Here is a 13,453-nt window from a genome sequence, read left to right as displayed (position 1 = left end):
GGTGCGTGACAGCGATAGGAAGGAATAGTTTTCCGGTAATTATGCCATGCGCCGGAATTCGGCGGGGGTCGCGCCTGTCATTTTTCGAAAAGTTCGACTAAAATGACTCTGATCTGCAAAACCGCAGTCAAGCGCGACCACTTTCAGGGGGGCATTACCCTTTCTCAGCATCTCCTGGGCCTTCGATATTCGCTTGCGCAAAACATATGCATACGGTGCCAACCCAAACTCCGCCTTGAACTGACGCGAAAAGTGAAACTGGCTGAAACCGATAGATGCGGCCATGTCTTCCAGACTGAGGTTTTCACCTAAGCAGCTTTCAACGAGATCGATGATTCTCTGCCTTTGAGCAGGGCTGAAGTTCGAGTTTGCGTCGCTGGTCAAAGAGACCTTGGCGTACTGACGCAGAAGGTGAACGGCGATCTGGATGCGCAGGGCGTCGATGATCAATCTCTGGCCGATTCCACCGTTCTTTAGCTCATTCTCTAGCAATTGGATGCAGTTCAGGATACAGGGGTCCTTCGCAGACAGACAATCATTGATCTCAATGGACTTCGGGTCACGATCAAAGACCGAAAGGGCCGTGTTTTCGAGTTCACTGTGACTGAGATAGACGTGTCTAACCGTGATAGGCTCGGACCAACTCCAAGTGGATTCCTCTGCACGCGTGAGCAAGGAAATCCTACCTTTCTCTACGCGCGCGCTTTGCCATGGGCCGCCACTCGTGCGGCGCATAGTGGTTGGCGCGCCATCATATGCAACAATCATATAGTCGCGCATGGGGGGAATTGCCGCGTCTTGTCGCTCATAACGATAGCCCTTCAGGGTAATGCCGTTCCAGTTGCACCCGGAACTGTCCAACGTAGTCGTGCCGGGAATCCATTCGGGTATCCGGTCCGGTGATATGAGCAGTCTTTCCATCTTGGCCTCCCTGAACTTTTTCACGATCGTCCGCTTGAGCTGAAATTTCGGCTTAGGTCGTCTCGCGCATCCGCGGTTCTTCTCGAACGATATTCGCTTGAGTCAATCTATCGATTTCAGCTTCTGTCAGTCCAGCCTCGCTAAGCAACTCCCTACTATGCTGCCCGAAGCGAGGCGGTGCCGCGCGAACCGCTCCGGGGGTACGCGACAAGCGTGCTGGCACGCCGGTGCCGCGGTAGGTGCCAACTGATACCACCATGCCGCGATGTCGGGTGTGTGGATGCTCCAACGCTTCATTCACATTCCGAACGACTCCGGCGGGAATCCCAGCTTTCAAAAGCACCGGCTCAAGTTTGAAGGCGTCATGTTGCACCAGGCACTCTGACAAGACCTCTGTCATCTCTGACCGATGCGCAAGACGCGCGGCATTGTCGGCAAATCGTGGATCGCAGGGCACCTCAGGTAGGCCAAGCACGTCACAGAGTTTTGCGAACTGACCATTGTTACCGATAGCCAGATAGAGTTTGCCATTACTTGTTTCGAACATGTCGTATGGTACGATATTTGGATGCCCATTGCCGGTCGCCATTGGTATCTGTCCGGACATGAGGGAATTAGCCGCTTGGGGATGCATCATGCTGATCGCGCAATCATATAGCGGCACTTCGATGGCTTGGCCCAATCCGGACCGGCCCCGTTCCAAAAGTGCGGCGAGAATAGCGTTACAGGCGATCAGACCGGTGCCGATGTCCACGATGGGCGTACCCATGCGTGTCGGGCCTTCGGAGGGATTGCCGTTGATGCTCATGAGGCCCGTCATAGCTTGTACCACGGCGTCATAGCCGGGAAAACCGCCAAGTGGGCCATCGGAACCAAATCCAGTCACATGGCAGAGTACCAGTCTAGGAAAACGTGCCCTGAGAACATCAGCATAACCAAGCCCCCATTTTTCAAGAGTACCAGACTTAAAATTGTGAACTAAAACATCCGCATCCTGAAGAAACCGCAAAATCAGGTCGCGCCCTTCCGGTTGCTGCAGATCGATAGCGATGGACCGCTTGTTGCGGTTGGCGCCAGAGAAATAAGCGCTGAGTTCATCATTGAAAGGCGGGCCCCAACTGCGGGTCTCGTCGCCCAGAGGCGGCTCCACCTTGATGACCTCAGCGCCATGATCCGCAAGCATTTGGGTGCAGTAAGGCCCGCCCAGCACGCGGCTGAGGTCGACCACCTTGATCCCGTCCAATGAGCCAGCCATCAAAGCGCCTCCTGATAGAGGCGCGACACATCTTCGGCTGTCATGTCGCGCGGGTTGGTCTCCAGCAATCGCGTGATACCGGTCACGACCTCATTAGCCATTCCGGGAATGGCTGCCTCGGTCACTCCGACACCAGAAAGTCGAGACTCAAGTCCGCTTTCGACTAGCATCCGTTCCATCTCGTCGATCAGGCCATGGGCCGCAGCCGCATCAGAGTTGAAAGGCCGCGAGGGCAGTAGTAACCGCGATAGACGAGCATATTCAGCTTCTGCAACGGGCATGTTGAACCTCATCACTGGTCCTGCGACCAGAGCGTTTGCGTGCCCGTGAGGAACCTTGAAACCTGTTCCAAGTGGGTATGACAAGGCATGAATCGCCCCCACGCTGGCATTAATGAAGGCCATCCCAGCCAGTGTCGCCCCCAACAGCATGGCCTCTCGCGCTGACAGGTCCGAAGGCGTTTCCATGACGATTGGTAAGTTCTGACCGAGAAGCACCAGCGCTTTGTCCGCCATTCCATCGGAAATGGGATTCTTTCTGGTGCGACTGGTTACTGCCTCAATGGCGTGAACCATTGCGTCTAACGCCGTGGCCGCTGTGATGTGACGAGGCATTCCCAATGTTAGCTTTGCATCTAGCAAGGCAACGTCAGGCAGAAGCTGCGGTGCATATACCGCTTTTTTTTCGTGGCTTTCCGAAGTCAGCACGGACACCCATGTTACCTCTGATCCGGTCCCTGCCGTGGTTGGCACCTGGATCAGTGGCAAGCGTTTATCGGTGACCTGATTAATCCCGATCATGTCCGTAATCGGTTGATCGTTGGCTACCGCCGCTGCGATGACCTTGGCAGTGTCCAGTGAACTGCCGCCGCCAAGTCCGATGATTCCGTCAGCACCAAAGGCCCGCGCGACCTCTACCGCGGCCTCGACGACAGCGATCGGGGGGTCCGCTTCGACTTTATGAAAAATCTCAACCTCGATGCCAGCAGCCCTAAGTGAGGCGGCTGCCTCGTCCGCAAAACCACAGGCCAATATGCCCGGGTCCGTCACGACCAGCGCACGGGTGCAAGACAAATCTTGCATCAGGCTGCCGATCCGGCCAAGCCCACCGCTCTCGCAGACGATCCTCGGGGTGGAAAGGAAATTGAAGTCCATAGTTTGTCTTCGCTCCTGTTAAGCTGCTGCAGTGCGGATCATATTCCGCGCGATCAGTATTTGCTGAATCTGGGTTGTCCCCTCGTAGATGCGGAAGAGACGCACATCGCGATAGAAGCGCTCGACCGCATATTCGGCCATGTATCCTGCACCGCCGTGGATTTGCACTGCGCGATCGGCCACTCGACCTACCATCTCACTGGCAAACATCTTGCAGCAGGCAGCATCAGTCGACACGTTCTGACCAGCGTCCTTGCGGCGTGCTGTTTCTTCGATCATGCAACGCGCTGCGAAGGCCTCGGCGCGACTGTCAGCCAGCATGGCTTGGATCAGTTGCTTTTCAGCGATGGGTTCACCGAATTGTTTGCGTTCCATCGCATAGGATAGGCTGTCACGGATCAGCCGTTCGGCGGCGCCCACACAGACGGCAGAAATATGCAGTCGGCCCCGGTCAAGGACTTTCATTGCTGTCTTAAAGCCCTTGTTCAGACGGTCCGGCCCGCCGATAATGTTCGCGGCAGGCACGCGGACATTGTCAAGGATGACGTCGCATGTGTGCGAGCCCTTCTGCCCCATCTTCCTGTCAGGCTGGCCAAGCGTTATGCCTGGCGTCCCTGCCTCGACGAGAAAGGCGCTTACGCCGGCAGAACCTTCCGCCTCTGGATTGGTCCGGGCAAAAACCGTGAATAGATCGGCACGCGGTGCATTGGTAATGTAGCGTTTCGTGCCGTTCAGAAGGAAATCGTTACCGTCACGCCGCGCCGTAGTGCGCAGACTGCCAGCATCCGACCCAGCATCTGGCTCGGTTAGGGCGAAGGATGCGATCATATCTCCGGACGCGAGAGCTGGTAGATACTGCGCCTTCTGCTCGTCGGTTCCATCGATGATGATTCCCTGAGAGCCGATCCCGTTGTTGGTGCCAACTAGCGACCGGAACGCAGGCGAAGCCTGGCCAAGAACGAAAGCGGCTTGCACTTCCTCTATCATCGACAAGCCGAGCCCGCCGAAATCTTCCGGGATCGACATGCCGAAAAGGCCCATCATGCGGATTTCATCGACCAGCATCGGCGGAATCACATCCTCGTCGGCGACGCGATCCTCGTAAGGGATTAGTCGCTCTTTCACGAAGCGGTCGAGCGCGTCGAGAAACTGGGAAAGGGTATCTTTATCAAGGGCCATGATGCTCTCTATTGTTCAGGGTGCGACCGCCGCAACGCGGCGGACAAGATCGACAAGGCGGTGCGCGACGTCGCTTTCGATCCAGTCGCGCGTAAGGGTTTGCGAAGGGCCACCGCAGTTGAAGGCAATAATGGGTGAGCCGTCCTTCGGCACGAAGGGCACCGCTACAGCGTTCACATCACGTTTCCACTCCGTGAAGGACGTGCAGTAACCGTGCTGTTGGTAGTCTGCGATAGCTGCTTCGATTCCGGGCTGCACATTCGGCCAGTTGTCGCCTTCATGTTCCTCCACAAGGGCCAGAATTCTGGCCCGCTCATCCGGGTCGTGCGCCGCTATGCAGGCGCGACCAACCGCGGTCGTGGCCAGTTTAATATGGGCACCAACCTCGATCGCCAGCGTGACGGCATTAGTGCCCTTGCACCGCTCCAGATAGACCATCGATAGCCGGTCACGACTGGCCATGGCCACCGGCATGCCTGTGTAATCAGCCAGCTCCTGCATAAAGGGCTTCGCCAGTTGCCGCAGCGGAATCCCTGCAAGGCAGGAGAAACCCAACGAAAGCACTGGAGGGGCCAGTCGATAACGTGCTGTATCCGGGTCGTAGCTGAGGTATTCCAGCTTGTTCAGTGTATAGGCCAGCCGGGAGACCGTCGATCTGCTCAGGCCAGTGCGCTCGGCCAACTCACCGTTCCCCAGAGCCTCCCCTTCCCGCCGAAAGGCCCGCAACAGCTCCAAGCCGCGCGCCAACGCCGTGACAAAATCGCGATCCTGTTTCTCGGCATCCTTGGTGCGGTCTTTCCTTGGTCTCACGATATCCCTCCTCGGAAAGAATTATGCGTCTTGAAACACACCTAAACGATCGATAACGTCCGAGTCAATACTGCGGTAAACTTTCCCGCTATGCGGAAAATTAAGGTCGTCCACCTAGTCCCATTCGTGCCGGATCCTGCGGATGACACAACTAAGCGAGGGCATAATGCCATGAAAGAAATGAATTATCCGACCATCCAGCACCTCATCGGACGAGACTGGATCGCTTCTCCCACGCCAGAGGATCGTGCAGTCATAAACCCTGCAAACGGGCAAACTATCGGACAGATTCCGCAGGCTAGCGCCGCAGATCTAGACCATGCGGTTCACTCGGCCGAATCAGCTTTTCGCCGATGGAAAAACAGCTCTCCCATGGAACGAAGTGCGATTTTGCGGCGGTTTGCCGACCTGCTGCGCCAAAATGACAGACTGATCGCTGGCTGGATCACTCTCGATGAAGGCAAGCCGCTGGCTGAGGCTTTGGCTGAGGTCCGCGCCTCGGCTGACCACGTTGACTGGCACGCCGAGGAATGTCGGCGCATTTATGGGCGCATCATTCCATCACGCAGCCCGCGGGTACAGCAGCTTGTCGTGCGCGAACCGATAGGCGTCTGCCTTGCCATCACGCCTTGGAATTTTCCGCTGAGCCAAGCGGTACGCAAGGTCGCGGCGGCGCTTGCGTCAGGTTGCACGATGATCTTAAAAGCCCCGGCAGAGGCTCCGGCGGGTTGCATGGCAATTGCTCGCTATCTGCTGGATGCAGGATTGCCCGAAGGCTGTCTGAACCTTGTCTGGGGTAATGCGGCCTTCATTTCGGAAACTCTAATTGCGCGCCCCGAGGTGCGCAAAATCACCTTCACCGGTTCGGTCGAGGTGGGCAAGCATCTGGCAGAATTGGCTGGCCGCCATATGAAGCGGGCGACGATGGAGCTCGGCGGTCACGCGCCCGTATTGGTGTTCGACGACACCGATGCCACGGCCGCGGCGCGCGCCTTGGCGGTCAACAAGCTGCGCAATGCAGGCCAGGTGTGCATCGCCCCAACCCGGTTTTACGTACAACAAGGCATCTACGATCGATTTCTGTCCGAACTAGTTTCAGCATTTGAGAGCGTAAAGGTGGGCGCTGGTTTAGCCGAAGGCACGCAGATGGGACCATTGTGTCATCGCGGACGCGTGAATGCGATGGAAAAGCTCGTCGAGGATGCCCGCGAAAACGGCGCACGGGTGTTGACGGGAGGCAAAAGGCTTGGAAATCATGGTAACTTCTATGCCCCGACAATCGTCGATACGCCCAACGACGACATTGACTTGATGCGCGAAGAACCCTTCGGCCCGATTGCTGTCGTCTCGTCTTTTCGTGACATAGAGGACGGACTGTCGCGGGCCAACGGGCTACCCTTCGGGCTGGCGTCCTATGTCTTTACCAATTCGTTAGAGCGTGCAGATAAAGCAGCTGCGGGTTTGCAGGCAGGTATGGTAAGCATCAACCAGTTCGGCCTCGCTCTGCCCGAGACTCCGTTTGGAGGCGTGAGAGACAGCGGCTATGGGACTGAAGGCGGGACGGAAACCTTCGAAGGCTATCTCATTACCAAATTTATCTCGCGCAATCGCGCGCCAGTGCTGTGAGGATGCCCATGCCTGTTGAATTAAGCTTCTCAAATGACGCAGCAATTCTGACCATAGACAATTCGCCGCTTAACCTAATCAACGCGGAGGTTCGGGCTGGAATACAACACTGTATCTTCAAAGTCCTCGAAACTGGGGCTACCAGGCTGATTATCACCGGCACAGGAACGACCTTCGTCGCGGGCGCGGATGCGAAGGAATTCGGTAAGTTGCCTGTTGATCCACAACTAAATGATGTGCTGATGCAACTTGCACACCTCCCGATTCCTACTATCGCAGCAATCAACGGGGCTGCGCTTGGTGGGGGACTAGAGATTGCTCTGGCTTGCTGCTATCGCATCGCCTCAACTTCTGCCAAACTGGGCTTGCCAGAGGTAAACTTGGGGATCGTGCCTGGCGCAGGGGGAACCCAAAGACTGCCGCGACTTATCGGTATTGAAGCTGCGCTTGACATGATTGTCACCGGGAAGGCTGTTTCCGCCGAGCAGGCACTGAAAATGGGACTGATCCAGCTGCTAGCCGATGACCCGCTTGGCGCGGCCATAGCTCTCGATGACGATGTACTTGAGGCGGCACAGGCACCCGACAATCTTCCTTCACCAAAGCCAAACCACGTCGCAGCGGAAGTCGCCCGAGCGCATGTAGCGCGGCGTATGCCTGGCCAGAATGCCCCGCAGGTTGCGGTGAACCTAGTCGCGACCAGTGCGACGACGCCGCTGCACGACGCACTAGCCAGCGAGCGCTCTGCGTTTTTGGACCTTCGTACCTCGGATCAGGCGCGGGCCCTTAGGCACGTTTTCTTCACCGAGCGTACCGCAACCAACAAGGGGCGCGCCTACCCCCGACCTTCCCGAGATGCTGAAACCGCCATCGTGGTCGGTGGTGGCAATATGGGCGCAGCTATTGCGTACACGCTGGCGACCGCAGGGATCTCGGTGACTGTCGTCGAACGTAGTGCCTCGTCCGCCGAGTGGGCCAGTAAAAACCTGCAAAAGCTGATTGATCAGGGTATCAGTCGCGGTATTCTGTCCGTCGATGCGGCAAAGACGGTTGAAGACCGGCTGGTTACGGTCTCAGGCTATGACGCTCTGCCACCAACCGATCTAGCAATCGAGGCGGCCTTCGAGGATTTTGCGGTTAAGACCGCGATCCTGACCGAACTCGAAGGCGCACTGCCACCCGAGACCATCATTGCCACAAACACATCCTATCTCGATGTAAATCGGCTCTCTGATGGGTTGAAACACCCGGCACGCTTTGTAGGGATGCATTTCTTCAGTCCTGCGCATATTATGAAACTTCTGGAAGTCGTCAGGAGCGACCGAACGTCAGACGGAACATTAGGTGCAGCACTTGTGCTGGCGCACAGGCTTGGTAAAATCCCGGTACTGTCTGGTGTTTGCGATGGCTTCATCGGAAACCGAATTTTGTCGAGCTACCGTCGCGCCGCTAATCGCCTTCTGGTGGAGGGGGCTAATGTCGACGAGATCGACGCGGCTATGCGCGGATTCGGTATGGCGATGGGTCCATATGCTGCACAGGACATGTCGGGGCTGGACATCGCCTACGCGAATATCCGTCGCAAGGCAGTTGCCGAAGGGAACTGCTGTGGTCACGTGCCCTTGGTCGAGCGGCTGGTCGAAAAGCACAAACGCCTAGGACGCAAATCGGGCGCCGGATGGTACGACTATGGGCCAGACGGCAAACCCTCACATTCGGAGCTGGTCGCTAGCGAAATACTCCGTGTCTCAGAAGAAATGAACTTCACTCGCCGCGAGTTCTCAGCTGACGAAATCGTAGAAAGGCTCTTGCTCACAATGGTGGCGGAAGCCTGCGATATCCTTGACGAAGGCGTAGCAGAAAAACCGCAAGACATCGACCTAGTAATGATTCACGGCTACGGATTTCCCCGCTGGCGGGGAGGCCTGATGCACCACGCCAAAAATATCGGCAAGGATCGGTTGACCGCGCTCTTCAGCGCGCATGTCAAAGAGGATCCTTGCGGCTGGAGGGTGCCTCGTTATTTAGAAAGAGTTTTCGCGACCGGGGAGGAACATGTCAGCATGTTTCCCACGATCACCGGCAGATAAGTTGTCTTTCTGTGGTAGAGGGAGTCTGTTTTGCAAATGGGGTGATGGCCGTGGTTGCCCTTTCCCCGGATAAACTTATCCCACAGCTTCCGTAACGGGTATGCCGAGTGCAGTGTATCCGTTCAGGACGGCGATGCGGACTGGGAGTGCCGCGACCTGACGGTCAAAGTCCCGCGCTATAAGGCGATGCCCCAGCGACATGACACAGTTCATTTTCGTCTCGACACTGCTTCGGCGGTGGTATCCGCTCCATCGTCGCCAGAGCGCGCGAGCCAGGCACTTCGCCGCGCGCAGGGCCTCGTTTCGCGCCACGGCTCCGGCGGTGATGGTCTTCCATGGCTTTGCGTTCTTGCGTGGCGGGATAACGGCGTGGGCACCACGGTCAGCAATTGCGTCGTGGCATTTCCGTGTGTCGTAGGCACCGTCAGCCATGACACTGCCGATCTACTGGTCCGCCGGGATCTGGTTGAGGAGGTCGGGTAAAACCCATGCATCGCCGATGTGGCTCCCTGTGACCTCGTCACTGCGCGAACCTCCAGTGTTTCCTCGTCAACCCCGAGATGGATCTCGGTCCAGACGCGCCGTTTGGGTCCACCATGCTTGCGGGCGTGCCACTCGCCTTCGCCCGCGACTTTGATACGCGTGCTGACAGCATGTTGGTTTTCATTGAGAACTGACCCGGTAGCCCCATAAATTTTCACTGAGAATTGACCCATGTGAACACATTGCCCTGACGATTCTGATCAGGGAGATATGGAGTGATCGACATGGGATTTTTGAGTGTCATACGACGTTGGGCATTACGTGACAAAATGCCAATTCGCGAGATTTCACGGCGCACTGGGCTGTCTCGTAATACCATCAGGAAGTACCTGCGCGAGGGTGCCAGTGAGCCGAAGTTCAAAACGCCTGCGCGTCCGAGCAAGCTTGATCCTTATGCGGATCGTTTGTCGGCCTGGCTTTTGGCTCAGACGCGTAAGTCTCGCAAGGAACGACGGACTTTGAAGCAGATGCACGCTGATCTGGTGAAGCTGGGTTACGATGGCTCTTATGCGCGGGTCGCCGCTTTTGCGCGGAGTTGGCGCGCGGATCGACATCGTGTGGAACAGACGGCGGGGCGCGGCACTTATGTGCCCTTGGTGTTCCAGCCTGGCGAAGCCTTCCAGTTTGATTGGAGCGAAGACTGGGCCAATGTTGGTGGCGAGCGGGTCAAGCTGCAAGTGGCCCATATCAAGCTGTCGCACAGCCGCGCATTCTTGGTGCGTGCCTATCCCCTGCAAACGCACGAGATGTTGTTTGACGCTCACTGGCACGCATTTCGCGTCTTCGGCGGCGTACCGGGACGCGGAATCTATGACAATATGAAGACGGCGGTAGATCGGGTCGGCAAAGGCAAGCAACGCGATATCAACGCCCGTTTCAACGCGATGGCCAGCCATTACGTCTTTGAGCCGGAGTTTTGCAATCCGGCCGCCGGTTGGGAGAAAGGCCAGGTTGAGAAGAATGTTCAAGATGCGCGCAATCGCATGTGGCAAGTTATGCCGGTGTTCAAGGATATGGATGAGTTGAACCATTGGCTGGAGGATCGTTGTATCGCCCTGTGGGCTGAGACCCCGCACCGGGATCTACCCGGCACTATTACCGATGCTTGGGAAGCGGAGAAGTCCCTGTTGATGGCATTGCCGCCAGCATTTGATGGATTTGTCGAGCACAGCAAGCGCGTATCGCCAACATGCCTGATCACCTTCGAGCGCAATCGTTACAGCGTACCGGCCAGTTTTGCCAATCAGCGTGTTAGCTTGCATGTTTACCCAGAGCGGCTGGTCATAGTGGCAGAAGGTCAAACGGTCTGTTCCCACGAGCGCATCATAGATCGATCACACCGTAAGCCCGGTCGCGTTATCTATGACTGGCGTCATTACCTCGCTGTAATCCAACGCAAACCTGGAGCGTTGCGCAACGGCGCGCCCTTTGCTGAGATGCCAGATGCCTTCCGCCAACTGCAAAGCCACATGCTTCGCAAAGAAGGCGGAGATCGCGAGATGGTCGATATCCTGTCATTGGTTCTGCACCACGACGAGGATGCAGTTCTGGCTGCTGTGGAACTGGCCCTAGAAGCAGGCGTACCCACCAAGACGCACATCCTGAATCTGCTGCACCGGTTAGTTGATGGAAAGCAGGGTAATCTGCCCGAGATCGATCCACCCGATGCGCTGTCGCTTGAGACGGCACCAGAAGCAAACGTGGATCGCTACGATGATCTGAGGCAGGATGGGGAGAAGCGCCATGCGTCATGACCCTGCAGGAGCTTCGATTGTGATCATGCTGCGCAGCCTCAAGCTCTATGGCATGGCAAATGCAGTGGAAGACCTGGTCGCCCAAGGCGCGCCTGCGTTCGAAGCTGCAATACCCATGCTATCTCAATTGCTCAAAGCTGAGATCGCTGAACGGGAAGTCCGTTCTATCGCCTACCAGACAAAGGTCGCGCGGTTCCCCTCCTACAAAGACCTCGCTGGCTTCGACTTCCTGTCCAGCGATATCAACGAGGCCACTGTACGACAGCTGCATCGCGGGGCGTTCCTGGACAACGCTGAGAATGTCGTGCTGATCGGTGGACCAGGAACCGGCAAAAGCCATGTCGCAACGGCCATCGGCGTACAGGCCATTGAGCATCACAAGCGCAAGGTGCGCTTCTACTCAACCGTGGAATTGGTCAATGCGCTCGAGCAAGAAAAGGCGCTCGGCAAGGCCGGGAAGCTGGCCGAAATGATGACCAAGATCGATCTCGTGATCCTGGACGAGCTTGGATACCTGCCGTTCAGCGCATCAGGTGGCGCGCTGTTGTTCCACCTGCTGAGCAAACTCTATGAGCGCACCAGCGTCATCATCACAACCAATCTCAGCTTCTCCGAATGGGCGCAGGTCTTTGGCGATGCCAAGATGACAACAGCATTGCTCGATCGCCTCACCCACCGGTGTCACATCCTCGAAACCGGCAACGACAGCTACCGCTTTAAGGCCAGCTCAGAAGCTGCAAAGAAAACACGAAAGGAGACGCAGCCATTGACCAAATCATGACCGCTGATAAACAATAAAGGGTGGGTCAAATCTCGGTGAAAATACCGGGTCAGTTCTCAATGAAAACCAACATGACAAAGGCACTCAAAGAATGACAAACGTCTATATCTGCGATTACATCCGCACACCAATCGGTCGCTATGGCGGCGCGCTTTCTTCTGTGCGAGCCGACGATCTTGGCGCAATCCCACTCAGGGCCTTGGCCAGCCGAAACCCGGGGCTAGATCTAGCGACCATTGACGAAGTGATTTTTGGCTGCGCCAACCAAGCGGGAGAGGACAACCGTAATGTTGCTCGCATGTCGCTTCTACTAGCTGGATTTCCGGATTGTGTACCGGGGACAACAATGAATCGGTTGTGCGGGTCGGGCATGGATGCGATAATCACGGCCGCCCGCGCTATCAAATCAGGAGAGGCCGATCTCATTGTCGCAGGTGGTGTGGAAAGCATGTCGCGTGCTCCGTTTGTGATGCCAAAAGCTACAACAGTATTCTCGCGCGAGAATAGTGTGGAAGACACCACCATCGGCTGGCGCTTCGTCAATAGACTGATGAAGAGCCAATACGGCGTCGACAGTATGCCTGAAACGGCCGAAAACGTGGCTGAAGTCTTCGGCATCAACCGCGCCGACCAAGATGCTTTCGCCCTACATTCCCAGCAAAAGGCGAGCGTTGCTATGGCGAACGGTCGTTTGGCCCGTGAAATTGTCCCGGTAGAGATTCCTCAGCGAAAGGGGGAGCCAAAGATCGTCGTACAGGATGAACACCCTCGCGCGAGTACGACTTTGGAAGCGCTCGCCCAACTGAAAACTTTCGTAAAAGCGGATGGCACGGTAACCGCAGGGAATTCTTCAGGCGTGAACGATGGTGCCGCAGCATTGATCCTTGCCACCAGCGACGTCGCAAAAAAATTTGGCCTCACGCCGGTCGCAAGGGTCTTGGGCGGCGCAACCGCCGGCGTTGCACCGCGCATCATGGGTTTCGGGCCGGCACCGGCGTCGAAAAAGCTGATGGCGCGACTTGGACTGAAACAAGAAGACTTCTCGGTGATCGAACTTAACGAAGCCTTTGCTTCGCAGGGTCTGGCCACACTACGGCACCTGGGGATCGCGGATGATGATGCCCGCGTGAACCCAAACGGCGGCGCTATTGCTCTCGGCCATCCGCTTGGCATGTCGGGTGCCCGCATCACCGGCTCAGCGATGCTGGACCTCAAACCTGGAGAAAAGTCGTTGTCGACCATGTGTATTGGCGTGGGACAGGGAATTGCAATCGCACTCGAAGCTGTCTGAGGTGCCGTGACAGCCTAAAAATTACCATAATCATGATTACGCGATTATT

The 13,453-nt window shown here is 56.7% G+C and carries 10 protein-coding genes and 1 pseudogene; 5 read left to right on the top strand and 6 right to left on the bottom strand.

The features are described from left to right. Positions 1-39 precede the first annotated feature (39 nt). Genes DSM14862_RS21010 through DSM14862_RS20990 form a run of 5 tightly spaced genes read right to left on the bottom strand, consistent with a single transcriptional unit; the run spans position 40 to position 5,319 of the window. Positions 40-921, bottom strand: coding sequence for a helix-turn-helix domain-containing protein (locus DSM14862_RS21010; protein WP_232272173.1), 882 nt, complete (start codon positions 919-921; stop codon positions 40-42). 52 nt (positions 922-973) lie between these two features. After that, positions 974-2,176 carry a CaiB/BaiF CoA transferase family protein gene (locus tag DSM14862_RS21005; protein WP_007120591.1) on the bottom strand — a complete coding sequence of 401 codons (1,203 nt, stop codon included), beginning with the start codon at positions 2,174-2,176 and terminating at the stop codon, positions 974-976. Further along, positions 2,176-3,330 (bottom strand): iron-containing alcohol dehydrogenase, encoded by a 1,155-nt coding sequence (locus DSM14862_RS21000; RefSeq protein WP_007120592.1) that lies wholly within the window; start codon positions 3,328-3,330, stop codon positions 2,176-2,178. The genes DSM14862_RS21005 and DSM14862_RS21000 overlap by 1 nt, the downstream gene beginning before the upstream one ends. An 18-nt stretch (positions 3,331-3,348) precedes the next feature. Then, a complete protein-coding gene (locus DSM14862_RS20995; protein WP_007120593.1) occupies positions 3,349-4,509 on the bottom strand; it encodes an acyl-CoA dehydrogenase family protein in 1,161 nt (386 codons plus the stop codon). 15 nt (positions 4,510-4,524) lie between these two features. Continuing rightward, entirely contained in the window at positions 4,525-5,319 is a 795-nt protein-coding gene (locus DSM14862_RS20990; RefSeq protein WP_007120594.1) for an IclR family transcriptional regulator, read from the bottom strand. Between the two features lie 171 nt (positions 5,320-5,490). Here DSM14862_RS20990 and DSM14862_RS20985 point away from each other — a divergent pair, with 171 nt between their 5' ends. Both DSM14862_RS20985 and DSM14862_RS20980 read left to right on the top strand, forming a co-directional pair. Further along, positions 5,491-6,945 carry an NAD-dependent succinate-semialdehyde dehydrogenase gene (locus DSM14862_RS20985; RefSeq protein ID WP_232272174.1) on the top strand — a complete coding sequence of 485 codons (1,455 nt, stop codon included), beginning with the start codon at positions 5,491-5,493 and terminating at the stop codon, positions 6,943-6,945. 8 nt (positions 6,946-6,953) lie between these two features. Then, entirely contained in the window at positions 6,954-9,035 is a 2,082-nt protein-coding gene (locus tag DSM14862_RS20980) for an FAD-dependent oxidoreductase (protein WP_197918802.1), read from the top strand. A gap of 75 nt (positions 9,036-9,110) precedes the next feature. On the opposite strand, the pseudogene DSM14862_RS20975 reads toward DSM14862_RS20980, so the two are convergent. Beyond that, a pseudogene (locus DSM14862_RS20975) lies at positions 9,111-9,682 on the bottom strand (IS5 family transposase); the annotation flags it as partial. Positions 9,683-9,802: 120 nt separating this feature from the next. Between DSM14862_RS20975 and istA the strand changes: the two are divergent. From istA to pcaF, 3 genes are all read left to right on the top strand, one after another. After that, positions 9,803-11,332 carry an IS21 family transposase gene (istA, locus tag DSM14862_RS20970; protein ID WP_040701700.1) on the top strand — a complete coding sequence of 510 codons (1,530 nt, stop codon included), beginning with the start codon at positions 9,803-9,805 and terminating at the stop codon, positions 11,330-11,332. Beyond that, positions 11,322-12,113 (top strand): IS21-like element helper ATPase IstB, encoded by a 792-nt coding sequence (gene istB, locus DSM14862_RS20965; RefSeq protein WP_007120567.1) that lies wholly within the window; start codon positions 11,322-11,324, stop codon positions 12,111-12,113. The genes istA and istB overlap by 11 nt, the downstream gene beginning before the upstream one ends. 91 nt (positions 12,114-12,204) lie before the next feature. After that, a complete protein-coding gene (pcaF, locus tag DSM14862_RS20960) occupies positions 12,205-13,404 on the top strand; it encodes a 3-oxoadipyl-CoA thiolase (RefSeq protein WP_007120599.1) in 1,200 nt (399 codons plus the stop codon). Positions 13,405-13,453: the final 49 nt, after the last annotated feature.

Origin of the sequence: Sulfitobacter indolifex (genome assembly GCF_022788655.1) — a bacterium.
Lineage (GTDB): Bacteria > Pseudomonadota > Alphaproteobacteria > Rhodobacterales > Rhodobacteraceae > Sulfitobacter > Sulfitobacter indolifex.
The sequence above is the reverse complement of the archived record's forward strand: the minus strand, read 5'-3'. Positions and strand labels throughout refer to the sequence as shown.